At 37.9% G+C, this 26,357-nt stretch carries 18 protein-coding genes and 2 pseudogenes; 3 read left to right on the forward strand and 17 right to left on the reverse strand.

All coding sequences use genetic code 11. The features are described 5' to 3' along the window. Positions 1–507: 507 nt before the first annotated feature. The 3 genes and pseudogenes from MKY01_RS22355 to MKY01_RS22365 form a co-directional block, all read right to left on the reverse strand. The gene (locus tag MKY01_RS22355) at positions 508–996 is read right to left on the reverse strand and encodes an NUDIX domain-containing protein (RefSeq protein WP_282320686.1); all 489 of its coding nucleotides are present in this window, start codon (positions 994–996) and stop codon (positions 508–510) included. 391 nt (positions 997–1,387) lie between these two features. Continuing rightward, positions 1,388–1,558, reverse strand: coding sequence for a hypothetical protein (locus MKY01_RS22360; protein ID WP_339283536.1), 171 nt, complete (start codon positions 1,556–1,558; stop codon positions 1,388–1,390). A 576-nt stretch (positions 1,559–2,134) separates the two neighbouring features. After that, a pseudogene (locus tag MKY01_RS22365) lies at positions 2,135–2,226 on the reverse strand (IS5/IS1182 family transposase); the annotation flags it as partial. Positions 2,227–2,330: 104 nt separating this feature from the next. On the opposite strand from MKY01_RS22365, the gene MKY01_RS22370 reads away from it, so the two are divergent. Continuing rightward, positions 2,331–3,437 carry a hypothetical protein gene (locus MKY01_RS22370; RefSeq protein ID WP_339283538.1) on the forward strand — a complete coding sequence of 369 codons (1,107 nt, stop codon included), beginning with the start codon at positions 2,331–2,333 and terminating at the stop codon, positions 3,435–3,437. A gap of 864 nt (positions 3,438–4,301) precedes the next feature. Here the strand turns inward: MKY01_RS22370 and MKY01_RS22375 are convergent. The 7 genes from MKY01_RS22375 to MKY01_RS22405 all read right to left on the reverse strand — a co-directional run bounded on the left by MKY01_RS22375 (position 4,302) and on the right by MKY01_RS22405 (position 14,736). Beyond that, a complete protein-coding gene (locus tag MKY01_RS22375; protein WP_339283540.1) occupies positions 4,302–5,144 on the reverse strand; it encodes a hypothetical protein in 843 nt (280 codons plus the stop codon). Between the two features lie 4 nt (positions 5,145–5,148). Beyond that, the gene (locus tag MKY01_RS22380) at positions 5,149–6,720 is read right to left on the reverse strand and encodes an AAA family ATPase (RefSeq protein WP_339283542.1); all 1,572 of its coding nucleotides are present in this window, start codon (positions 6,718–6,720) and stop codon (positions 5,149–5,151) included. A 974-nt stretch (positions 6,721–7,694) separates the two neighbouring features. Next, the gene (locus MKY01_RS22385) at positions 7,695–9,143 is read right to left on the reverse strand and encodes a S8 family serine peptidase (RefSeq protein ID WP_339283544.1); all 1,449 of its coding nucleotides are present in this window, start codon (positions 9,141–9,143) and stop codon (positions 7,695–7,697) included. A gap of 28 nt (positions 9,144–9,171) precedes the next feature. Beyond that, on the reverse strand, positions 9,172–9,594 hold the full coding sequence (locus tag MKY01_RS22390; protein WP_339283545.1) for a hypothetical protein: 423 nt from the start codon (positions 9,592–9,594) through the stop codon (positions 9,172–9,174). 837 nt (positions 9,595–10,431) lie between these two features. Continuing rightward, positions 10,432–11,337, reverse strand: a complete 906-nt coding sequence (locus MKY01_RS22395) for a DNA/RNA non-specific endonuclease (RefSeq protein WP_339283547.1) — start codon at positions 11,335–11,337, stop codon at positions 10,432–10,434. 47 nt (positions 11,338–11,384) lie between these two features. Beyond that, a complete protein-coding gene (locus MKY01_RS22400) occupies positions 11,385–12,440 on the reverse strand; it encodes an NAD(P)/FAD-dependent oxidoreductase (protein WP_339283549.1) in 1,056 nt (351 codons plus the stop codon). Continuing rightward, on the reverse strand, positions 12,427–14,736 hold the full coding sequence (locus MKY01_RS22405; protein WP_339283551.1) for a hypothetical protein: 2,310 nt from the start codon (positions 14,734–14,736) through the stop codon (positions 12,427–12,429). Before MKY01_RS22405 ends, MKY01_RS22400 begins: the two co-directional genes overlap by 14 nt. A 428-nt stretch (positions 14,737–15,164) precedes the next feature. On the opposite strand from MKY01_RS22405, the pseudogene MKY01_RS22410 reads away from it, so the two are divergent. After that, positions 15,165–16,302, forward strand: a pseudogene (locus MKY01_RS22410) (IS3 family transposase). Between the two features lie 264 nt (positions 16,303–16,566). On the opposite strand, the gene MKY01_RS22415 reads toward MKY01_RS22410, so the two are convergent. Both MKY01_RS22415 and MKY01_RS22420 read right to left on the reverse strand, forming a co-directional pair. Further along, positions 16,567–17,559 carry a DGQHR domain-containing protein gene (locus tag MKY01_RS22415; protein WP_339283553.1) on the reverse strand — a complete coding sequence of 331 codons (993 nt, stop codon included), beginning with the start codon at positions 17,557–17,559 and terminating at the stop codon, positions 16,567–16,569. A 38-nt stretch (positions 17,560–17,597) separates the two neighbouring features. Continuing rightward, positions 17,598–17,990, reverse strand: a complete 393-nt coding sequence (locus tag MKY01_RS22420) for a hypothetical protein (RefSeq protein WP_339283555.1) — start codon at positions 17,988–17,990, stop codon at positions 17,598–17,600. A 128-nt stretch (positions 17,991–18,118) separates the two neighbouring features. Between MKY01_RS22420 and MKY01_RS22425 the strand changes: the two genes are divergently transcribed. Then, the gene (locus MKY01_RS22425; protein ID WP_339283557.1) at positions 18,119–18,451 is read left to right on the forward strand and encodes a helix-turn-helix transcriptional regulator; all 333 of its coding nucleotides are present in this window, start codon (positions 18,119–18,121) and stop codon (positions 18,449–18,451) included. A gap of 735 nt (positions 18,452–19,186) precedes the next feature. Here MKY01_RS22425 and MKY01_RS22430 read toward each other — a convergent pair. The 5 genes from MKY01_RS22430 to MKY01_RS22450 all read right to left on the reverse strand — a co-directional run bounded on the left by MKY01_RS22430 (position 19,187) and on the right by MKY01_RS22450 (position 26,357). Continuing rightward, positions 19,187–20,857 (reverse strand): ATP-dependent helicase, encoded by a 1,671-nt coding sequence (locus tag MKY01_RS22430; RefSeq protein WP_339283559.1) that lies wholly within the window; start codon positions 20,855–20,857, stop codon positions 19,187–19,189. Next, a complete protein-coding gene (locus tag MKY01_RS22435) occupies positions 20,850–22,619 on the reverse strand; it encodes an AAA family ATPase (protein WP_339283560.1) in 1,770 nt (589 codons plus the stop codon). Before MKY01_RS22435 ends, MKY01_RS22430 begins: the two co-directional genes overlap by 8 nt. 201 nt (positions 22,620–22,820) lie before the next feature. Beyond that, on the reverse strand, positions 22,821–23,876 hold the full coding sequence (locus MKY01_RS22440) for a DUF3298 domain-containing protein (protein WP_339287226.1): 1,056 nt from the start codon (positions 23,874–23,876) through the stop codon (positions 22,821–22,823). Positions 23,877–23,904: 28 nt separating this feature from the next. Then, complete coding sequence (locus MKY01_RS22445; protein ID WP_339283562.1) at positions 23,905–25,062, reverse strand: ATP-binding protein; 1,158 nt, start codon at positions 25,060–25,062, stop codon at positions 23,905–23,907. A gap of 833 nt (positions 25,063–25,895) precedes the next feature. Further along, entirely contained in the window at positions 25,896–26,357 is a 462-nt protein-coding gene (locus MKY01_RS22450; RefSeq protein WP_062835552.1) for a DUF6262 family protein, read from the reverse strand.

The raw sequence follows: 26,357 nt of genomic DNA on the forward strand, positions 1-26,357 counted from the left end.
ATTAACCTCGCTATTTTACTTTTCTTAATTACGCCCCTTTCTATATTGGTGGATGGATTACTTTTATACAGAAAAAAAGATAATACGTATATGAGATTGCTCGTTGCTATTGCCGCATATGGTCTATTAGGCTTCATAGGTGGGATCATCTACTCGATATTTACACTTAACTTCAATACTTTTTCCGCTCTGACTATCCATATTGTTGTATGTTCTCTTGTCTTTTTAACCTTCCAGTTGGTATTAAATCGGAGTTTTCTTCACTCATCTTCACACCGATAAATAGATTGCGTACGACTTAACCCATAAGGTTTCCATTTGGTAAACTTATGGTTCCAATACGTGATTAGCACTTCAGTGTTTTAATGAATGGACAAGGCAATCAGTCTAACCATTGTATGCTATTGATTTTTGGCATAATAAAGCAGCCTATCACATTGATCAGCTGCTTTTTAGTTTTATTGAGTTATCGTTTCCCGTTAGTTCAATACACGATCCCTCGTACAACTAAATACTTCTTTGAATCTTGACATTAAATTCTGTCGTTGACGCAGTGACATACTCCATATAATTCACAGAGCCGTTAAAGTTCAAATAAGCTTCATAACGCATGCGGATTCCAGGTAAAGTAATCAAATCCAGAACATTTTCCTTGGGAACCCACCTGCATTCGCTCGTTTCATTAGAAGTAGCTAACTCTCCACCCACAGATTTACACACGAAATCAAACATGACCTTCGTGGGGACATCAGTCACACCGTCATACCACTTATGGATTGCTGTATTCGAAATAACACTAATCAAATAGCTAACCGTGGCGTCTATTCCACTTTCCTCTTTGATTTCACGGATGACACCATCAATTAGGTTTTCTCCTACTTCAGTTATCCCACCAGGATACACCCAACCATCGTCATGGGCTTTTACTAAAAGGATATTTCCAGTTCCATCCTCTACAATTCCACCTGCAGATACAATATGTGTCGGGAACGTCATTTTACAACCTCCAAATAAGATAAATTTGTATATTTATTCCACATACTTCTCATACTTTCCTGCCTTTGTGAATTTCTAAAAGATACTGTCGACATGATTGAACTAACTTGCCCGCTAGCTTAACGTAAAAGAACCCCTATAGATTAGCTGGCTGTATACTCGAATTATCATTCTATTGGAAATTCACAGCAACTTTATGCTTCCAATTTCGACTCCTCAAACTTATGCTTCTGTTTGTGTTCCGAAAGGCAAAAACAACGGAAATTAAAGCAAATTCCAGCACACATATGGGTGAAAATTTATCTTCTTATGGGTTAAGTCACATTGCGTGCCGTCATATCCGTTTTTCTAAACTCTTCAACCTGCTTACTATGCGGCCATGTAGTATCCATCACTCAACTCCGACCAGCTTGTATCGAATATCGATCTTCCCATCTTTCACTCTCATCTGAACCTCCCCCATCTGATCTGTACGATAAATATCTGACCCGGTAGCTTCTAAACGTTCCATCACTCCCGGATTGGGATGCCCATATGTATTGTTAACTCCTGCAGATATCACAGCGGTTTTGGCGCTCCAGTATTGGAGCCAGGCTTCGGTTGACGACGTTTTACTGCCATGATTTATATTGTCTTGTCAATACTGCACTATAATCTATTCCTTACCAGTTCGATGCTTTTTATAGTGCTAATTCCAAAACAACAAAATATGTACACTATTTTTAAGCTACAATAAATAAGGTATGTTAGTGTTTTATATTTTATAAAATCATTCTCAGTGACTAGAATAGAGCATGTCTTCAAACCTAATTTAACCATAGCAAAATAGAAGCCAGAGATAAAAAGGCTGCGAAAGTGCAAGACAGTTTATCGTAGCGTGTATTCAGTCTGCGATAATGTTTAAGTTTAGTAAAGAAGCAATCCATCAGATGACGTTCTTTATAAAGCCACCCATCATACTTGCATTGAACCTTACGATGCTTGCGGTTTGGAATGACAGCAGTAACTTTTGTTCATAAATCAGATTTAAAATGTTGTTCATATCATCATAACCTCGATCCGCCAAAACAGTTTTGCCGGAAAGATCCATGCCTTGAAGCATTTCATATCCTTTGACACAATCATGTTGGTTTTCAGCGGTTAGGTTCAATCCACAAAGGGTAGTCCAAAAGCATCCACAATCACGTGTATTTTAGTGGTTATTCCACCTATGGAGCGTCCAATGGCCTGAAATTAATTTTTCTCGTCCTCCATCATTAATGTACCCATGAAATAAGAGTTCATGTATAAGAGCCGTTTAAACGAAGATAATATCTTATGATACAAATACTTGAATGGAGGACAGAATAATGACACAGAAAGTGCTACGTTACACAAACAATGAGGTGGAAGCAAGAACAGAAGTTACCAACTTGGGCGGTCGAGTCGTTCACCAGTTCAGCCCAACCGCATTTGTAGCAGAGTTACCGGATGCTGTAGATCTGAATGATCTGACGATATCGTCTGCTGATCCGACACAGCCACTTGACGAGATTACTCAACTTGCAGTTACCGCTTGGACAACAACTCAACAAGCAGCCAAATCGGCGAAATTCACATCAGCTCCATCACCTACTGAGGGCTTAGCGTGGGATGCCCCAGGGTTTGAGCCTCCACATGATTCCTCATCAGCAGTTACCCTTATGGCCGAAAATGTAGCCGAATCCACTGGGACACCAACGAGTCTGTATATGATCGGATCAGTAGCTGTCGGCATCGTTCTCGTGTCTCGAGATACAGGGGCGGAAGCTTTTACTGATGCAGAAAGGTCAAAAATTATTCAGGAAGTTCAGGAGGGCCTTGATTGGTTAGCCGGGGTTGAACCTAGAGCAAGAGTTTCTTTCAACTACGATATACGCCCTATCACTGTCACATCGCTTCCAGGTCCGTACGCAGGAGCTTCAGATCCTTACGAGCGATTTGAAAGGGACTGGCGGGATGCCGCACTCGCATCCATGGGATACGCAGCCGGCCGAGCAGGATATCAGAAGTACGCTAATGATCTTCGTGCAAAGCGACAAACTGACTGGTCTTATGTGGTATTTTTCACTAAGTATCCCCTTAATCACTTCGCATACGCTGTCGTCGAAAAGGTAGTAATGAACTATGACAACGACGGCTGGGGACCGGACAATATCAACAAAGTTTTCGCTCACGAAACCTGCCATATTTTTGGGGCAGCAGACGAATATGGGTCTTGTTCCTGTGGAGAAATCAGCGGACACCTCGGAGTGCCAAACAACAACTGCGTTAATTGCTCTCCACCCGGTTCCCAAATCCCATGTTTAATGAATGCCAATACTTTGCAAATGTGCGAATTTAGTAGAGGGCAAATCGGTTGGGACGAGCGATTATTTCCAGCGACTGAAACTAACCTTGTTAATACATCAGTTTCTACTTGACTCTGCGTTGATTTTCAGCAATTCGTTTTTCACCAAAGGTAACTGTTCAATCTAATATAGTTGAACCAGTAAAGACTCCTTTAGACCGAAACTTTAATTTTTACAGTTCTAAAGTTAAAAACGATAAGAAAAAAGTTTCTTGTGCAGGCCAAGGTGTAGATCCAGCATCACTGGAGATCAATCTCCTCATGTACAATTTAGAATCAGATAATCAGCCCGTTGAATCCAGTAGCAAACCGCCTTAAAAGTGGTTCTTTATTGAAATATCACCAATTAGGGCGTATTAATTATTCTTGAAACAACAAAAGTTTAGAAAAACAGCAATCCTCCAGATAGAGGACTGCTGTTTTTCGTTTATGCGATTAGAGAACTGTATCTGTTGAGTAATAGGCAAAAAGAAAAGACGTAGCTGATCATCTACAGTCGCGTGCGGCGCGCTAAGTGAAAGGAAATGTACGGCATAGCTCACCATTTTGCTGAGTATAACCCTTTGATGTTTTACCTCCCCTCAATTATGAGCGCTCCCGGTCTTTGCTGTCATTCCAAAAGTTCCACGCAAGTGTGATTGGTGGCTTTAAAAGAACGTCTCCTGGTGGAGTGCTTCTTTAATAAACTTAAAACTTAAACATCGCAGACTGACTACACGCTACTATAAACTGTCTTGCACTTTCGCAACCTTTTTTATCTCTGGCTTCTATTTTTCTATGGCTAATTTAGGTTTGAAGACACGCTCCAGTAGATGAGTTATTTATAATTAAGAACTCACACATAAAAATACAGAAAGAACTTCTATAGATTATTCAATATAAAGGTATCTTTCTGTATTCTTTTTATATAAGATATTCCTTCAACAGTCTATTAAAACTACGAAGATGTACGTTGGCTACAATACCATGAATCTGCTGCGAGTGCTTGATACATTGCTGATTTCCAAGAATTTTTACGAGAACTCAAACAACTATCTGCAGTTTCAGTTAGATGCAGTCGAACCGCTTCTGCCCCACCCAAATCGAACAACCTTCCAATCTGGTAAGAAATATCTGAAATTTCAGAGGCTGCCTCAGAACTATATAAACTATTTAATTCATACAGTTCAAAATGGTACTTCACCCGTTTTTCCATAAGTTGGGTTGCATTATCAGGAGATCGTATATAAAAAATTAACGACACTGGATCTGTATGAATAACCTCTGCAAACAGCCACTGATCACCATCAATGTTATCAAAATAAGGATGTAGAGTTTCTTGTTCACTATTAATTGGATTCACTGAACCCTTAATTTTATTACAATCACTACATGCAGGCACTAAATTATTTGGGGAAATAGCCAAAGATGGATGTTTAGTTTTCGCCAAATAATGATCCAAAGTTTTAATAGGCAACTGCCCACATAATGGACATTTATCAATACCTTTAGGATATCTTAATGTCATATAAAACTCTCTACCAGGACTATCTTTTTTAGCCAGCCTACCATCATAAACTTTAATCATTTCATCTTTAGTAATGTCACCATTAACATGGGACTTCTCTGCAATTTCGTGTAGTTTTGCATTACTCGCTTTGAGATCAAATTCGTTTGAATCTATAATGATTTCTGGCAAGCATTTCTCTAGTCTTCTTTTTAATGATTTATCTTTCACCTTACTAATGGTTTTAATAAAAACATCTTCTACTTTGATTGTTGGCTTAGGGAGGGAACGCATGTACTTATTCCTCCTCTTTTTCAATAGAAGCTACAAGTCCTCGTACAATTGCACGTGCCTCTATTCCCAACTCATTATTAAAATGTTCCAGTATCGAAACATAGTCACTATGTTCTTCGACTGCTTCAGTTAACATCTTGTAGAATCCTGAGTAAAATACCTCTAGTTCGAAAATTTCTCTCGTTAATGCACCAATACCTTCACCAAAAGTCTCAATTTCAGTACGGCTGGACCATTGAGTTTTCCCTTGTCTGCGAAGCTTCCAAACACAGCTACGAGGTACTTCTTGCAGAATGACTGGGGAATGCGTCGCAATGATCGCTACCGCATTTCTCCGAGTCAATAGATCCGATAAAGCCCTAACAAATGCAGAAAGTAAGGGTGGGTGTAAATGAGCTTCAGGTTCGTCTAATAGAACTATAGTTCTTTCTTCTACCGTCTCAACTAGTCTAGTTAGAGTTAGTAACACAATTTTGTGTCCAGAGCTTAACCGATGGAAAAACTTTTGGGCTCTAGATTTTAATTTTTTTTCCTCGTCTGTACCCTGATCCATTAAATCTGTTTCATCTAATTCTGTTTGACTTCCATCTTCGTTTTCAGACTGTAGAATACTTGGAACATCTGATTCCATGAAGATTGGATCGGATGAAAGCATCTCTACTGCTCTGAGCCATCTAGTTGTTTTACTACTCCTGACTATAGCATTTAAGCTATTTGCAAATTCATATTTCAAGTTATCCGGACTTTTAGGAGGTTTCTTAAATTGTTTTAAGCCGATATAAGAGTAAGGGGTCCCCTCTAACTTGTTTCTACGTTCTGGAAGTGGCTCTGCTGGGTCAAACGCGCTAAATGATACCGAAACTACGTTTGCGAATAAATTCTCAGAGGTTATTTCTTCAGAAATAGGACTAAAATACCCAACTTTTGAAGGATTTTTTTTGTCGATTAAAGAATCAATCATATTATTCATTAAGAAAGTTTTCCCAACAGCATTTCGACCAATTAAGATATGAATATTGGTTGGAGGGTTTGATTTAGGCCCTACTTCAAAAGTCAATTCGAGACGCTCAGTGTTTGTATAATATGGGCCAACATATTTGAACTCATAAGGAGTAAGTCTTGCATCTCCTTTAGCCAATCGACGATATTGTCCTAGTACTGAAGTTCTTTGCACACTTCTCATTAAAGATTGTCCAGTAACTCTTTGTGACATCGCTTTCTCATATGCAGATGACAATAGAGCCATATCATTTAATGATTTTAGTATACCTTCCCGAATATCATCTCCAAGATTATTTAGAGACTCGTAGTAAGATACATCTTGTCCTACTGAGAAAAATTCATCATTTAATTGATCAAACTCCTCTGGTAAGTCAGGCCTTTTTTGACTTCTAGACATATTAACTTGACCAATTTTCAGACTCCCGATATATTCAATCTCACCAGAATGATTAACATATCGTAAAGAATACATAGTCTTGAATTCCCACCAGTCATTCCAATCGTCTTCCACAAGATAAAACTGGTTTATTGGATTTGCCCGTATATGGCCTCCATTACCAACAACTTTTACCAACACTGTAGTAGCCTCCCCTGAAAAGCTCCATTTCTATAACATAGAATCCAGTTTATTATTTTATATCGACATATGAGAATCTAAACTAAAGAGTGATTATCTTAAATTAAAGTTATTTTCTTGCCAACCACCCTTTTAATTGAGATACGTTCCTATTTCTCTTTTTCCGAATATCCTTTCGTCACGTTAGGAAATAACTAAAAATCTAATTCAAAACACCTAAAATATAAATATCAACTAAGGTCCCCTTGTCATATAACACATGGCTTTTACCTCGGATGCTTCTTCACTATCAATTGTATTATGTATTAATTACTTTTAGAGATGTGATTGCTCTTCAGAACTACAAAGTAACTTATCTTGAGCTCTATCTCCTCTTGGTCTCCACAAGGTTAGATGTGTCTAACTTAGCTAAGTGGATAACAAAAAAAGACACTAGGAATAGTGACTATAGTCTTACTCCTGTCAAGTAGACAGAGGAAAAAAGCTATGCTCACAGTGCGCATCGATATTCAATCGGTGCGCACTGTTTGAGTTTGGCTTGAAAGCGTCGGTAGTTGTAATTGTACATATAATCTTCCACGGCTTGTCGAATCTCTACTTCTGAATTACACTGGGCAGGTTGCTTTGCGAGAGTGGCTGCCCTTCACGCCGAATGCTACTAATCGTGTGTTGTAAGCCTGAGACGGATGCGATCATCTGCCGATGCATAAACAAAAGAAGTATTGTTTAAAATAGGATCCCTCTTTTGATTCAGAGCGGGTCGGGGTGGTTCCCACCCCAAGTTTCTCAAACTCTGCTGTGTCGAGCTAGACAGGCGATGCCAATTATTTCGCACAGTATGCTAAATATAGTGGTGCATTCGCATGTCGCGACTAGCCATCATTAGGATAATTTCATTCGGGAATTGAGGGACAGCCATTAGTTGATCCTCCTTCGTGCGGTAGTTACGAACTATGACAGTCTGCGGCTTGCTATCCCATACGTTTTGCTTCATCGATCGCGCGTGATGCATCAATTAGACCAGATCCAGTGGCAAGGTCGGGACCCGGCAAAGCCGGATTTTGAGCGGATCGGCCCTCTGTGACGTCTCGAGCTGTTCGCTGCAATATTTCTCTAATTTGAAATGGATTTAAGTTACGATTTGCCTGCTTTATAAGTGCACAAATGCCTGCGATTTGAGGCGCTGCTGCCGAGGTTCCGCTGAAAGCCGCCCACCCATCGCTTGGAGAAGTTTCGTCGCCGCGAGGATGTATATCTCCGGATAAATCATTGTCAATTTGGTCCCCTGGTTCAACTGGAAGCATAATATAGGCTGCTTGTGGAGGCAAACCAACTAATCCACAGATATCCGGGCTCTGACGGTTTGGATATACTCTGCTCTGAAATCCGCTAGCATAAGGTGTCGCTTGCATAGTACCGTCTTCCCGTACAAATACGCCGCCTACTGAAATCACATCCGGATGCATGCCAGGGAAAGATAATTGACCATTGCCTGCAGAAAACACCACTGTAATACCATGACTCACCGCATTAGCTACAGCAGCTTCAAGCACCTTGTCAAAGCCAGATAAAACACTGCCTTCGATAGGAATTCCCCAACTACAGGTGATAATGTCAGGATTCAGCGCTACTGCAGCATTGAATGCGCCGGTACTATTGAAGAGGTTGATCTTCACCATAGTGAAATCAACGTTCGGTGCCAACGAGAAAATGTTGACTGACTCGCCAGTACCATGTCCGATTTCATCATGCTCAGGATCAGCTGCACCAGGTCCGAGCACGACCTGATTTGAACGGAAATTGTGTTTATCGAAAAACGGATGTTTATAAAACCCACTATCAACCATAACCACTTTTATGCCGTGTCCGGTAATTCCGCTCTGATGCACACCCTCAGCATGCAAAAGTTTAACCAGATCTTGAGGCGGCTCCAGATGATAATAATCTTTCTGAGGAGGGGTCGCGAAAGGACGTTCCGCCATCATAACTGTCGGCGCATAATAAAAGACCCGTTCGCCAATTGCCACGCCTTCCAAGACGTCAGCGAGCGGACTTTTATCGGTGTTAATTAAGCCTAGCATCCCCGAGTTTGTCGAGTCCAGTATGGTGGTAGATGACTTTCCGGCTATTCCTTTAACCTCGCGTTCCTTTGGTACAATTGAAGTATTAAACACTTTTTCGTATGTCTGCAGCGAAGCGGCAATTGAAATGGATACATCACCTACATTTAAAACTTCAAAACCGTTATCCTTTAACTTAGAGACCGCCTTTAGCACCAAATCCTCTTTTGAATGATAGTGCTGAACCGTTTCACTTGTAATTTTACTTGACACGGAAAATACGGACTGGCCCCCAATAGAGTGAACGGAAGCCTCTGCAAATATAACATTTGGCAGTTCGGATGAAATGGAATTTGCCATGTGAACCAATACTCCTCTCTTGATCTATTTAGGGTTTTATTGAAATAGGTTTTGGAAAGACGATTGCATCTACAAAGGGTTGCATTACTTCCGGAATAACAGGATCTTTATTAGGAATAAGGTACTCTGGTCCCTCACTATGGGCTTTCGAAGCTATCATTTTCACATCCAACAAGGCTTCAAATTTTTCAGGTAGCCCCATTAAAGTTAATGTCATTCCTGCTTGTACGACCTCAATCTCGGATTGTCTAAATAGCTTTTTTGCTTTTTTTATTGTTTCATTAGAAATTTTGAACTGATTTATATTTTTTGATGAAACAGGCTCACTTAAATGAAGAAACGATTTGCCCTGCATTGGCTTTAAAACCGCTTCCGCCATCATATGTCTATTTGGATTTACGATATTGGCTTTCCCCCTAGATCTTTTTGTTCGTATTGGTTTTGTGAACACATATAGACTGCTCCAAATACAGTATTAAAATACAGGGCCATACTAACCCTATTCGTTCCAGTTGAATATAAAGCTAAAAAACGGAGGGTTTTCTTAGGAAATTGAATGAATTTTAGTTTTTATATGAGGACGGGTTGTCAAGCTAAGTGCGACAGCTCCTCTGAAAAGGATTCGTGAGCGGTCTCCAACCCAAGCTTCCCCTTCGAGCACAATAAACACCACATCGATATCTTGATGATCGTCCATACAAAATCCCCATCTTTTGTTATAATAAGAGCTTATCTGCATCTGCTTTTAATTTAGATAAACATCTAATCGGAAATCGGACGATGTTCTTGTCCATTCCGGCAATTGGTACAAGTTCTTGTCCTTGGCTCGGTACACGAACTTGTACCGATAAAACAAAAAAGCCGCTAAAATAGCGACTTCAACGGGAACATGTTCTTGTTCCTGACATTTTTTTCATCACTAATCATAATAAAATTAACCTTGATGGGCCATTTGCCTGAATAAAACAAGAGGGGAACTCCCTGGTTCTAGCTTATTAAACAACCTTATCCTGGCGTTTCTGTGGATCACCTTACTGTCAGATCCTTTTTTTAATATCAAGTCTTTTCACTCAAATTCTTCGTCTTTATTGTTCTGCATGATGGTGTTTTTCAACACAATTTTTGATTAATTGTCATTTACTGGATTATCTTTTCTTATATTAACTACTCTCCCTATTAAAACTCCATAATGTTTGCTTCCAATTCAGCAAATGGTGTTAGCAAAGTTCACTATAACAATATAGTCCCTATTAAGGGAGCAAATTTGAAATTCTGCTCCCCTCACTCACTAGGTCCGATCCAATATTAGATCTGCTCGAGATCGAATTACGTGCATTTCTGGCGTAACTATATTCAAGCTCTCCGTAAATGTATTCGGATTAAATAATAATGGATTGGTCTCGTAAAGGTGTTCTTCAAACACAATACCTGTAACTTCTGTAATCGCTGTTAAGGAAACTTGATACATCGTTAAGGTTTCCATTCTGTCTAAAAACCCGAATGAGTTTGAAGTATGGAATTGCCCCTCATTTCTCCAATAGTCATCTTGTAATATTTTGAATGCAGTAGAATGTAGTTGTTCATCGGTTCCAATATAAAATGCGACTTTCCAGAAACCAGCCGGTATTTTAATTCCACAGCCTAGGGGTTTTCTAAATCCACAATATTCCCGATCACTCTCTGTATATATTGGTCCTGTGAAAATAGAAAGCTTTTTGTTTTCACTTTCTGTTCTTTCAATTATCCACCTCTCAATGTCCCCCCATTTTGTAGCGTGAAATTTCTTATGTTGGGGCATGATATTCGCAAAGCAAAAGGAATCACAATCTGCATCATTACCCTCTGCTTCTTCTCCCCAGCCTACATCGTTTCTTCTGACTAGATGACCTCGATCCCATAAATCTACTTGGCCTCCAGCGTAAAGCCAGTCTCCTACTTGATTTCCCTCACCGATTCGGTCATCAAAATGCCAGTCATTACATCTGTCAATTCGCAAATCTTGTTCTAGATCCGTATTGTTTGCTCCGTAAATTGCAAATTTCCTGTCTTTATTCATAACGATTGAAAAATGAGTAAAAGGAAATACCTTCCCTTCCTCTACTGCTGTCTGAGCAATATCTTCCCTTAACTGAGGAAAAGGAATGGGGTATTGCTCCCCCAGAAAAGTTACATTAAACCCTTCATTTAATCCCATCGTTTACACCTCTTTCTTATCATACAAATAACGCGTTTATTGTCGTCTTAGACAGAAGTATCAGTTTCTAACCATCCCTTTGAACGATTGATCGGTAAGAGCAAATAGAGCTCCTTTAATTTTTTTACATCATGTTGAAACCACTTTCTTATCCATTTACAATACTCCTCAGTCCCAAGATGCTCTTTACAACCAGTCATGTTTACTTTGTCAATCAAATGACCCACCATCATACCTGACATGATTGCTTTTAAGACACCGTGTGATGAGGCAGGATCTAGCACAGAAGCAGCATCACCAACTAAATAGTAGCCTGGACCAGCAGGTTGTCGAACAGCTCTCCAAGTCATATCTGCTCCGAGAGTTTTGCCTATTGGGGTTAATTCCTGATATTCTTTTGGAAGCCACCTATTTTCCAGCGGAATATTACCGAAAGATAAGCGTGTCCATTGGTACATACCAGCTCCGATCTTTGCCGTCCACGTCCATCCTTCATGATCGGCAACAATAGCAGGTTCATCATCACGGAGATGACATTCTCCTTGCACATACCCATATCGTGCAATAAGTTGAGGCGAGTAAGTATCCATTGGTAATCGCAACTTTTTTGCTAACCAGTGCTGACGGCCTGTACCATCGATTAGAAATGAGGACATCAATTGACCTCCTACTGTAACGACGCCTACCACACGATTATTTTGTATAATCGGCCTCAGTGCGCGATGCTGAAGATAAACCTCTACGCCCAAAGACATCGCACGCTCGAGCAGAATGGAATCGAATTCGGTACGTCGTGCCTGGTATCCATACCAATCGCCTGTTTCATCAGCACCAAACGGGACAAATTGACGATCTTGCTCCCATGTAATCCAGTGTCCCTTATGACGTAAAAAACCTGCTTGGTGGACGATCTGTGCAACACCTAAATGGTGCAATACAGGCTCAATACCTGGATGTAATGTTTCTCCCGGTTTTTGTCGTGGGAAAGACTCCCCATCAATCATGGCAACTCTGAGTCCCTTACTTGCGCAAGTGATTGCAGTTGCTGCCCCAGCTGGTCCACATCCAATAACAATGACATCGTACTTTTCATTCATTCCCATTCTTATATGTCCACACTTCATCTTCACATGTTACGTAACGAAGTAAAATATTCGGCTCACTTACAAATAGGATGACTCTTTCTTTGATTGTTAATCGGATCTTTCTACTATTACTTTGTGTAATAGCATCTCCTGACTTATACACATCAAATCGATAGATATTACCTGCAAATTCAGTTCTCGTTTGCAACTGGGCTCTTTTCAGCTCTTCATTATGACCTGCAACTACTTGAAAAGATAAAACTCTCCATTCACTTTTTTGTCTATTTAAGCTATTTTCAGGGCTTGGAGCCAATCCTAACGCTTTATAAACATAAGCCATCGCTAATAGTCTTTGTTTATATTCCATAACATCTATTTTCCCGGTAAGTGACAAAGTGAATTTATTGTTCAACGCATTTTCAACATAGTCTGCATGAGATAAACGATTGTACTCCACTTCACCTTTGGTTTGATCTAAGATTGGACCTGGAACACCATCCCAAGGTGCCCCCCCCACAATCCCAAGTTCCTCATCCGTTAAAGGACATACCGTTGGATACCTTGTTTCAAACGTTCTTGCTGCATCAGGTGCAACTGCTGGCCAAAAAGTACTCAAAGCTGCACACAACTTGGCATCTTCAGGGAATGGACTTCCTAGACCATATCCCGCAATAAATTCTTGTCCTTCCTTACTGAGATCGTAGCTTACATCCCAACCTGGTGCGAAAACTCCAGAAGCCGCATCTGGCAAATAGGAATGTCTCGTTGTAAAAGGGACACGTACCATTGTTTCATCTGGAATTTGCTCATACAATGTTGATACGATCGCCGTTGTCGTGTCATCGTTTAAACTAAACACTGATGACCCTTCATTAGTTAATTTTATATTTACAGGATATCTTATATCAGATAGCGTGTAAGGCAAGTCATCTTTGTTTTCCCAAACATAAATTTTTATAGTTTCATTTACTTCCTTCTCGTACCATTCCATTAGCTCTCTCTGGTCACAGTTCGGGAAGAAGTCTGGGGCTGTTACCATTGAATAGGCAGGGTAATATTGTATATCCGATATTTCTGGACAAACTGCTTCTATCCATCCATCCCCTGTATAGTCTTTATAATGTATGGCTTGGTAGCCTCCTTTCTTTAGCTTTGTTATCATCTCTTCCGCTGTCATATTGTTGAGGTTCTGTTGGCTTCCATTGTCTAAGAGTTCATGACGTACATGTACATATTCAGGCACTGGTCTTCCGAAAATAACATTCTTTGTTTCCTCAAGGCTCTGCTGCTCTTTATAGAAACGAAATTGTAAACTTGAGGAAAAGGGCCGAATATCTAAACCTGAAATAGTCCCTTCCTCTAAATCACTGCTTTTAGGAACAATGAAGGTCAGTAACTTATTGTTATATTCTGCTTTTTCAATAAGTGCTGGATGTACATCTGGGACAAGCACGTGAGGTCCAAAATCAGTATTACCGGACCATGCAGCTATTCCCTCAGTGAAATAAAACGGTGACTCGTGAATATCTGGTTCTTTCCAGCCGGTATCATAAGTTCTTTCACCCACATATTCTTTATCATTTAAAACCTGATGTATACGACGAATTTTCTCGTTAACAAGAGTCGCCTTAAGCTCTAAAGTTAACTTCAGTGGATTACCTTGATCGTCTTTTAAACATTCCGAACCGGTAAAAATCTTATGAATAGGTACCCAAAAGATTCTATCTTTATCCTCTTCTGCAACCTCAGTGATACTCATTGGTCCAAAATTCCCTGAATCACCTTTTTTTTGGACCGCTAAGTAAGCTGAGTACCGCGCGGGTAGGACTCGAAATGCAAAATCATCGCCTTCAAAAAAGGGAAGAAATCCTCGGCTTTCGGGGTTATAAAGGGGCTCCTTCGTTCCAACTCGTGCTACCCCAGTGCGTGAGAAACAAACATCAGCATGTTTTCGATGAACTGTTTCTGGTGAAGGGCGATATTCCGTCGAAAACACTACAATAGCTAGATCTCCACCTGCACGCTGGTGGAGTTCAGATAAGCATGGTGGCTTGATGCCATAAACATAATTCTCGACGACATCAAGCTCAGCTAACGTTGGAAATACAGACAGTGGAAAACCATTATGCCCCAGATTGACATTCGGTGAAGCTAAGGCGTGATAAAGCAAGCTTCTTGCTGGGTAGCCAGGTTCAATACCACGATTTCCTTCCATTGAGAAATCTTCAAAACCTTTTATGGTACGATCAATCTTTAATTTTTTACTCAGCTCTCCCTGCAAGTCTGGTGCAGTGATATCTACTCCATGTATCATAAGTAAATCTCTCCATCCATGCGGAGCTAGCCGTTTACATATTTGTTCGACCTGTTTTGTTAATAAAACCATCATATACATCCTTTCATTGTTTGTATGACTCACTTTCAGTATGGGCGTAATTTCGACAAGAAATTCACTTTCTATCCTATCTAAAACATTTGAATAAAACACAGATACATGGATCTTATGTAATTAAAAGTAAAATAAAATTGATTTCTCTATTCCTTTTGCCTTTCCATTAACGAAATAAGATATATATATAAACTATCTCAAAAGTCAGTAATAAGGGGGATAGGAAAAGAACATATAAATCGGAACATGTTCACTCCTGCATAGGAGAGAGAATTAGTACTGATAAAACAAAAAAGCTTCTAAAATGGTATTATCCCCTTTTAGTAGACAAGAGAAAAAAGACATCTGTTAAGATGGACTTAATCTTGCATAATGTAGGGGATTTTTCATGGCTAAAAAAGGACACTTTCCGGTGGTACTCCTCAGAATTAAATGGAGGCAGCCCGGCTGGTCAACGAAGAACATATGAGCATACGTGAAGTCACGAAACGTTTGGATATTCAAATAAATCTCAGGTACAAGTATGGGCTGCGAAAACGAAACATGGAATGAGCTTAGAACCAGCCACATCTAAACGAGTACGCCCTAAAACGAAGTTTTCCAGTATGGAAGAAGAAATGGCTTACTTACGAGCGGAGATTGACTATTTAAAAAAGCAGTATCCAAATCTACACAAGGAGTGACGAGTAAAGCTGTCAGATTTCCGATTGTAGAGGACTTGCGAGTGCACCATAATCTGGCTTGGCTATTGAAGTTAGCTGCGGTTTCCCATTCGGGCTATTATAAGTGGAGAAAAAGTAGACAGGCGACAAGTGAACGTAGACAACAAGAACATGAATTGGAATCACATCTGCTTGCCATTCATCGCGTTCATCCCTACTTTGGTTACCTTCGAATGACAGTGGCTTTACGGAGAGAAGGCCTGAGAGTTAACCACAAAAAGGTGTATCGATTAATGAAACAATTAGGGATCTGTTCTGTCAATCGAAAAAAGCGTCGATTCTTTGGGAAACAAGCTTCTGTAGTGAATCCAAATCGACTTGAGCGCCAGTTTCAAGCGAGTTCACCGCGAACTAAACTGGTTACAGACATCACCTATATTCGCGCTGAAGAACAGTTTGTGTACTAGTCTGTCATTCAGGATTTGTATAATTACGAGATTGTGGCTTGGCATCTTTCCGAACGAAATGACCTTGCTTTGGTTCATGAAACGCTGGATAGACTCTGTCAGCACACGGATCTGAGTGGCGTAATCCTACACTCGGATCAAGTATTTCAATACACATCTAAGCTATTCACCGTAAACTGAAACAACTCGGCATTCTAGGAAGTCACTCCCGACGCGGGAATTGCCTGGACAATGCCTGTATCGAGTCGTTCTTCTCTCATTTAAAGACCGAGAAAATATACTTGAATTAGGCAGCAAACCAAGCGGAGGTTGAGCAGCAAGTGAGCGGATATATTCTGTTCTATAACCAGAACCTATTCTAGAAAAGACTAAACGACCTTTCCCCGGTGGAATACCGGGAAACGGCCGCAGCTTAAAATCGTCTTTTTTTCACTGTCTACTTGATAGGGTTATGACCAACATAGCGCCTTTTAATGGGACTATGTTCTTGTCCTTCGACACTGCACGAATAATGAAGCTACTCAGGGCCTCGTCCTCATAAGGCATGACCTTCACTGTTAATGTAACTTCCATGCCAACCATAGTTTTCTCCGTTCATTTCCATGTAAATCTAATCTAGTGGAGACTTAAACCAACATCCGATCTGTAAGATCCTCTGCAAGGGCTTTAGAGCCCGAAATCCCCTTGATATACTTTAGATGACCATCTGATGACCAATCTATCCCCTTTAATTTTTCAATCTTTTTGGGAATCATCTTATAATCGATATTCCCCTCTTCATTGATACAGCTTTCAATGAGATCCGAGCCTGCCATAGATAAAGCATCCAAACAAACAATATGAGTTAATCGCTGTTCTTTATAATCAATCCACTGTGGATAAAACTTCTCTTTAATTGAATTGAAATATAGCAAAGACAAATGTAATTTGACCTCTTTGGTCAAAGCCGAACATTGCGGTTTCTTTGTCAGATACTTCAATGTCCGGTACAAATTTTGAAGGGTAATATGTCTTCCCTTGTTTCGTTTACCAACGATGCTACCAATATGATGAAATGGACTATCTGCTCTTACAAGCAATTCAGTTGCAACCCAACTAATATCATCTGAAGCTCTAGTAAGGTATTTACTTAGAGAAGGGGCAATTCCTTTAGCTTTGGTATTTATGATATTAAACAATTGGATTTCCTCGTCATCATCTAAGTAATGGAACGCTACAAAAGGAACAGCCAAATCGGAATTTGTTTCCTCTATATAGCGTTTTATTCCTCCTAAGCGATGTTGCCCATCCATTAGTGACGCTTTGGCCTTACAAATGAGACGACCAAATGTTGGACGTTGCTTGTCATATGCTGTAAACTCCCAATTTGAGGATGCATTTAATAATAAAGGAGTGAATAGAGCTTCGTCTCCCTTAGATAAATATAAAGCAAATTCATTACATCTTCTGATATCAACTGGACGTTGATATCCCTTACCTGATGGATCATCATACGATTTTACGAAAGTTAACAAAAAAGAATCATGAGCGGAAAGAGAACTTTGATATGTTATTTTCCCACGTATTTTATTTAAAAGAACATTCTCTATCACGATAGGTCTAGCTAAATTGGAATTCATAGTTGTCATCATACTCCTTGTTGTTTGTCCAGGTTGTCCTATAAATTGGGGTCAATTATATGTTTAAGATAGGGGATTACATCAATGTTTTCATCATCCCCTGCTACCATGAACTGATACGTTCTAGCAACATTAGCCTTTAACTCCTCCGTAAACATAAGGCCTACTGTTCTATATCTCTTATCTGAGTTTACGATTGGAAAAGGTAATTGATCCACGGCAGATATGGCTATTATTTCTTCATGGACCGCACTAATCCATTCCTTTCCTCTCGGGGTAAATTCTTCTCGCAGCAATTCGAACCGCTCTTCGTCCGTTATCAAAATGAAATAACAATTCTGATATAAGATAAATTTTTCAATTCTATACACATTTCGATAGTTATGCTCATCCATTAAAACAAGGATATTCGCCTTATTATTATTACTCATACATGGCTACTCCTTTACCGTTAAGAATGAGAAGATCCGTTATTGATTATACCTATATTATAGGTATTTTGTATACCCTTCTTGTTTTATTTTAATTTGGCTATTATTGGGCAAGGGGTGATCATCACATGAATTTCAAAGATACGGGAAGCCGAATACAAGAACTTCGAAAGACACGATTTCATAACCGTGTATCTTTTGCCCAAGCTCTTCAAACTTCAGATGAGAATATTAAACGAATTGAAAGTGGTAAAGGTCTACCCAGTATTGACCTCCTTATTAAAATGGCTCTAACTCTAGAAGTGAGTACAGATTATATCTTATTTGGCCAACTAATGAATCCAGAGGATGAAGCAAGTATTTCTCTTATCAGATTACATCAACAATTAAGCCATGCTGGCAAAAAAGCCTTACATAAAATTGCTACGGAAATTTATATTTTAGAAAAGGGGATAAAATAAAAAATCGCCCCGAAAGGCGCTCTTCCTCTTCTCCAGATATTTATTTCCGTTTATCTTTTACGTTTTTCCGAATTACATCTTCTGTAATATCTCCTACAGCGCTCCTTCTAGCCTCGATTAACACTGGTTTAAGATATCAAAATCATCTAAATCTGGTACAAACAAATACACCCTATCAATTTGAAGGCATTCTGTAATATGGGATTAAGCCAACCAACGAAACCTAAGGGTAATTTGTGTAATATTTGAGGATACTTCATAACCCATATCCGATAGCCCGATATATTGATCTAGTCCAAGCCGTCTTTCAATCTCACTATCAAATGTAAAACAAAAAGAACCAGTTGCATTTTTATAGTGCACTGGTCCTTTTTGTTTTAAAACTCATTAAATGAAATTTTTCTTTTACAAACGTCACACTTTACTTCAATAATCAAACCAATCCCCGTAGGCATGAACGTATAAGCAAACTTTGCTCCTGATACGTCGAGAGGTATGCATGAGTCCCATTGTTTAATTTCTTTCTCCATTTGACTTGTTATTTCGAATTTCAACATGTTATCCCAACTTCCTTACATTTTAAACAGATGGTACTCATTTTTTCAAAGGGTCTCTCCATCATGACAAAAAAATTCATTGTACTATATTATCGATCCAATACAATAATAATAGGGTGAATACCAATCATACTTTTAATACCTCTTTAATGCTCTGATACTTCCGTGTCTGAAGCAACTATTTGACTAGAACCTTACTGATTGCAGTATGAAAAGGAACTTGAGGGATTGAACAATAAATATCTTGCCTAAGACTAGATGTATTGTGAAGATGTAAAAAGGGTGATTCCTCCGCTGACCAAAGATCTCCTTGCGCTGGGCGATAGCGAAGAGTAGCTTGCATAATATAGCAAGCCTCAACTGCTCTAGTTACACCTACATAATGTAAATTAAGTGCTTGGATATACTCTTCTTCTGACGTCCTAGCTCCTTCAAAGGGTAGTATCCATCTGTATAAATCTAAATGAAATACAACTTTGAACTCTAATCCTTTTGATTTATGGAGCGTCATTATATTAACCTCATTCTCTGTAGCCGGCTTAAAACTATTTAGTTTTTGAGTATCTCCTAGAATAAGCTTTAATTCGTTACATACTTCTAAATCTCTATCGTCTGGATGAACCATTTCTGCAAAACATATAAATAAATCAATATTACTGATTAATTCTTCTTCGCCTAATATAAAAATTGCATGAATTACATTAAGTGCTCTTTCAAATTTCCGCACATCTAAATCCTCATTAAAGTAGCTCTGTACAAAATCTAATTTTGTCGTGAGTCCACCTCCAAACATAAAATAAGAAGATAACATATCATTAAATATAATTCCCCAATGTGAATTGCTTCTATCTAAGGCAGTCTCAACAAACAATTTATTCGGAGTACGAAGAAATCCTGCTGCTCTTTTTGCTGTCTCATTCCCTCTACATAGAATTGCAAAATCATTGTTATTCTCAAGATTGTACCTCTCTTTTAGTAAAGGTAAATTAAAATCTATCGATTCAAAAATATTATGATCTGTTCCTGGAATATACGTTTTAAAAACTCTTGGATCATCCGATAAGTTAATATTAGGAATTCCCATAAGAGCTAATGAATAATCTGAAATGCTTTTATGACACCTATGGTTCTTAGTTATTTCTAAATATCTGAAATCTTCGTTTGAAATCAATGAAAATAAAAACTTCGAGTACCTCTGACTAAATGCATAAATTGCTTGATTTAGATCTCCAACAGCGATACCAACCATTCCAGCGTCCACTAACTTCAGAAAAATATGATGTTGAAATTTGCCACAGTCCTGATATTCATCTATAAAGATATGAGTATAACGCGCTAACAAGTATGATATGCATTCAGGAACAACATTTAAAATGTACTGAGCCGTTTCAGCACATATTTCTAAAAATACATACCCTTCACTCAGTGATTTTTGAAGTAGTTCCAATAATTCTTCATCATTAAAATTTTTATTAAGATCTTTTAGTCTCGCATACTTCGGAAAATCATCCACCGAATTTTTTACTTCCCATGTAACATTTTTTCCAATTAACAACTTTGCAAAAGGAATAATTATCTCGGAAATATAGAATTTATCAATTGTTCCAAAGAAGTTATTATTCTTTTTAACCCCTTTTTTTCTGCATCGAAGTTCTAATTCGTCACTTGCTTTGTTCGTAAATGAAATTGCAATTACACCTTGATAATTTAATAACGTCTTAGAAATCACACTTATCTTTTCTACAACCGTAAATGTTTTACCACTTCCAGGTTTTGCAGTAACAACTAGATTTCCAGTTTCTTCAATGATTACATTTTGCTCATCAGTGGGAGGAAAAGAATTACCCATTCTCCTTCACGACCTTTTCAGCTAATTCTTTAATTTTTTTTAAGGGCTTAACAATATCGTCTTTTTCCAAGCAATCCAAAGCATCATAATTATTTTTCAAAAATTCAAACATATTCTCTGCTTTAGCTTTTTGCATAATTTTAACCGTGCTACTTTTTGCTCTCGTGTTATAGAAACTTTTCAGGTTCCTATATAGATTGCTTTCTACTAAATCATTCTCTAAATCTTTATGTGATAAATAAATATTCTTTTTTTCTACTTCCTGTGTAATATGTTTTAGAATATCAACTGCTTTTTGGGGAATCTTAGATTCCTTAGGCCATTCGTTGTATGACTCATTTTTCCCCCAATATTCAAGAAGGACAGCATTTTCGTTTTTATCTAACACTTCCTTAAATATCCCCATTATTCGTGACACACCCGCTTGAAACGAAAACTCCTGAGTCTTAGTTCCAATAGTCTTTTTCTTACTGAAAATATCATTATCAGTCCTAAATACGAATGGTATATCCAATGCTTGGCATATTTTTATATATGGTTTAAATCCAACTCCATTTACAGAAATTATTGAAGCATTGAGACGATCAAGATCTATATTCATCTTCTTAGACACAGCTGTATAAAAAAGTTTCTCTGAGGGACCTTCAACTAAAAACACGGCGTTCACAAAAAATATATCCGAAGTAATAGCATCTAATCTATACCCAAAATCATCAAATTTCAGGCTTATGTCTTCACTACATCCTCCGTTTGCAGCACTAGTTTTTTTATTATGTGTTTTCAATTTCACAATTTTATCCGGACGGAAGTCAGCAGCTATGTGAGGTGAATGAGTAGTTATAAAAACTTGTTCTTTGAAATTATCTAATAGATAGCTAGAGAGTTTTCTCTGTTGGTGAGGATGTAAATGTGCCTCCGGCTCCTCAATAGCAAAAAAGGTAACTCTCTCAAGTGTTATTTTACTTTTTTGCTTAGTTACCCAAGTGGCCAAGAATATTTGGTTATTTCTTCCGTCTCCACCTAATGTGAGAGTTTCACCTTCAGATGCGTAAGTTAATTCTAAATTTTCAAGCATCGTTTTTACGTCGGAGTTTGCGTTTTTAAAACTCAAGTCTTGATTCTCATTATGTATAGCTAAATCTTTCAATTCTTGATTCACACTCGCCAAGGATTTTTTTATATAATTTAACTCATCCACTCCTGAACTTACATCGTTTAGTACCACTTTTAGTTTATCAATGGAGATCTTATCTTCTTCTGCTAATTCCGCAGAGAGTTGTGACTTCGCATTCTCTAATATTTGATTTTTTTCTCTTTTTATGAATGATGATAGATTTCTATTAGAATTAACACATTCCATATTGAGTCTTTTGATATAAAAACGAGGCGACTTCAGTTCCAATGCATCTACTGAATGACCAGAATAAGTGCTGAACTCGCCATTTTTGGAGTTCCTATATTGAACATAAACAGTTCCATTTTGGATATCACCTTTAAATGTGCTTATCAAACAGTCTTCCGTTACATTACTGATCTTCACTGTAATTTCTATTGAGTTAGCTTTTGTATAAACATTATAATCACTATCCAGTAAATCTAGATCTCTATCACTCAATCCTCGATCAAATAATATTCTAAGCGCAAAAATTAAATTAGATTTCCCCACATCATTTGCTCCAATTATCAAAGTTTGATTAGAGAAGTTAATACGCTCATCACCAAAATTTCGAAGACCCTTTATTTTAATCCATTCAATTAACATCTAGTTCATCCTCCTTAGATTGAAACCTTAAAATTTTCTTGTTAGATCTGGAAATTTCTGATCACATCAGTAGGTTCCAAATCTAACAAGAATTCATAAAAAGATCGGACAATCTTCCTGATCTAGTAAATAATAGTTGGTAAGCACCTTCCAGTTAAATGAATTGATTTATACATAGTAGTCAGCTTAAACCAAACCAATTTATCTTTTTGAAATCTTAATTGCATTAACGGACTCTTTAGGAGATTCAGATGTGAATTCAAGATATACATTATCAAATTGATACGTGAGGACAAATTCACCTTCATACTCTGTACTTTCAAACCTTGTGCCTTTGCCCAAGATCTTCTCGATATCATCGAACCCTTTCATAGGAAAAGCTCTAGCACTTAAATATACATAAGCCAGTCGCCCAGATTCTTCACTGAAATTGAAAGAAGCATAGTTCCATCTCTCAAAAATCCAGAATAGCCCTCCACTCTCATAATAGGATTCTCTCACTTTGCTATTCAGTGCATCAGATACTTGTTTTATGGTTTTTCCAAAGCTTATTTCTTTGAAACCAGGTAATTTTCCTTGCTTTAAATATTTAACCGAGTCTTTTGTTAAATCTAAAAAGGGCAAAGTATTGTTGGACTGGATTCTTGTGTAGGGTACTTTTACTTCTATAAACCCAGCTACATAAGGGCCTACTTGATACGGGTCAAAAATTATGACAATCCCATCATTATAATAATAAAAACTGGATTTTTTACTTAGCGGGAAATTTCTAATCTTATCGTCGAACACTTCCTTCTTAACCCGTAATCCAGACTCAATACCGTCGAAAAGGTTAACACTCTGTTGGTTCGTCTTAGTAACGTTATTTAAAAAAAGTTGTGATCCTGTTTTCAAATCAAAATTGTATGTAGTCGCTTCTTCATATCCGTGCACCCCACCCTTGTAGTAATAATCTTTAAATACAACGGATAATCGCTGATTATTATTAAATTTCGTCTCGGATGTCGTTTGTCTGTAAAAGTAATTTTGCTGTTTCTTTAATTCTACGTTTTCTTGGGATGCTTTTACAGCATAAGTCTTCAAGACCTTATTGATTTTGTCCTTTACTTGTTGATTTCCACCGGTGATTTGGACATATTTTTGACCCTTATACGTATGGATCTTCGTGTTTACAGTATGAGGTTTAGCTGCTGATACGATGTTATTAGGTATGAATAGAACAAACGTAATACTAAAAATCAATATTGTAGCTAACACTTTCTTCAATTCAAACTACCCCTTTGTTTTATATAGTCAGTTCACGGTACTCTTCAAGCATACGTTTTAATGCTATAGAGGCTTTAATTCTCTCTGCTGCAACCTCCCCTGGTCTGCTTTCATCTAATACATACTCATTGATATCTGAACCTATATGATTGATCATGATATCTTTATTATTGAAGACATAGTCTTCAAACTGTACTCTTTCAATCTCGTCGTGAAAAATCAAAATCACTTCTAGAAATCTCCTTCTGGCTATGTGTGCCTCATGTTGGTCCTCTTGAAATAAAAAGTTATGCAGAAGGTAGTTTATATCGTTATTGATAAAATATTTATATGGGATAGTGTCCTGGTGGTAATCATCTAAATCTATAAACCCCCAGTCCGGAGTCGTAGTAAAATATCTCGCTCCATCTAAATAGACGATTCCTTTACTATAAAGGGTAGTACCATAGTAATTTGCTGTTATAACTTTGTATGAAACTGAACTGTCTGTCATGGTATACGCGTAAAACTCTGGGGTATTTCTTAGATCACTGTCATCAGTTAAAGACAAAGTAAACTCTGGGTTTTCCCGATTGTAAAACTGGTCTTCATCTCCGATCCAGGTTTCCTTAGATCTCAATTTGTGCATTAGTTTCTCATAAGGAGACAGGTGTAGGCCAAATCTTTTCTTCCATAGATACTCAATATCGTTGATATCAGCACTCTTATCAATATCCGTATTTGTATCCCCTACCCTGGTATAAATGTGATTAGCCCTAACACATCTCTTTGTTTTCTTATCTTCATAACTTTCGGTAAGATAATAAGGCGTCTCCATTGAATTCATTATAATCAAAACATCTATTTCATGTTTATCTATGAGCAGAGTACGTAATTCAACTCTCGGTCTTACACCACCTGCAAACTTTTTGCTTTTCAATTGATTAATAAGTTCTTGTTGATTTCTACGCTGTTCATCTCGCTCTACACCTATAATTTCTCCAGTTTGATCCATTACACCAAAGATTATATAAGCATCGCGATCAGCTTTGTTGTTAGCCATACAGATAATGTCATGTAATAAGTTAGCTGTATTCGAATGATGTGATTGTTTGAAATCCCAGTATTCGTCTTCTCGTTTACTCATGATAAGCTGTTCTATTTCGAACATGAGTAATTCATTTGAACTTTTAACCATTCCGTCCCTCCAATTTGTATATATTATATTTTCAACCCTACATAGCTCGTTCATGATTTTATATGTCATGTGATTCTATACTCTATCCCCTTTTAGATCACACAATAGGAATATTATAACATGTATTAATATATCTTATTTGCCTATCTATAATCAGATATATCAGTCAACGATTAAATTTATTACGAAGAGAGAACAGAATACCCACCTATCATCCGTAAAGGTCTCGAATCCGGTGACCTAAAACCGATAATAGACAGGACCTTCCCACTCGAAGACATTAGTGATGCTCACCGTTATCTTGAAGCCGGAAATCACATAGGAAAGATTGTTTTGACAGTGTCATAGAAGCATATGACCAGCGCTAAACGTTAGATGACCTGAATGCAGATTGTGTACTATCGGAAGCACAATCGTGTAGCATTCATTAGCTCAATGAATGTTACACGATTTCACATTCGCTCCCTAGGACTATCTTAGGTTGTCGAAATTAGAGTCGCCTTTTTGTTTTACTACTAGTTGACTGCTTCTCAGTTGCTGTCCTCAGCTATAAATCCAAACGCTGATACACTACTTTAAAGAAAACAGCCCTAATCCAATTCATATAAATGTTGGCACATATAACTATTCGTTGAGAACAGATAAGCTTTTGATAACTTTTCATGTACTAAATCCGTGTGACACTTAATCAATGATTCTAAAAGACCCCTATGGTTTTTCCAAACATACTCTACTAGCATCACCTTACATGGTGTTGAACTAGTATGAACTCCTTCAAAAAAACCTAAATTATATTATAATATCTACAGATATTTTCACTTTTTTTTCAGATCTTAGTACTCTTTTTCGCTTTCTATATCTGGTATGTCTATAGGAATACCATGATTGAATGCAATCATTACAGCACGGTGATACTTCCCCAATAAAAATTCATAATTCTTAGAGAGGAGTTTTTGCTCCTCTTTGATAATTTTATATCTTTCTGTCTCTTTTTTTAGCTGTTGTGTTAATTTAACAATTCTCATTTTCAGCTCTTCGGTATCTTCTGTCAGTTCTTCGTTAGGCACAGACATCAAATTGTACTTTCCTATTTTGTTCTTCATCAAGAATTTTTTAACGTGAGACTTGTTTAAGGTACTTCGACTTAATCCTGTCCTTACTACCAATTTACTTAAAGTTACTAGTGCTCCTTCAGAATTCAAGTCATCTATGGCATTTTGCAATTTCGTTAATGTTTCCTGCCTAGCAATTTCTTGTCTTAATAAAAGTTCTTCGGGTAAACTTCTTTTTTTCAA

Origin of the sequence: Paenibacillus sp. FSL R5-0486, from assembly GCF_037975155.1 — a bacterium.
GTDB classification, from domain to species: domain Bacteria; phylum Bacillota; class Bacilli; order Paenibacillales; family Paenibacillaceae; genus Paenibacillus; species Paenibacillus amylolyticus.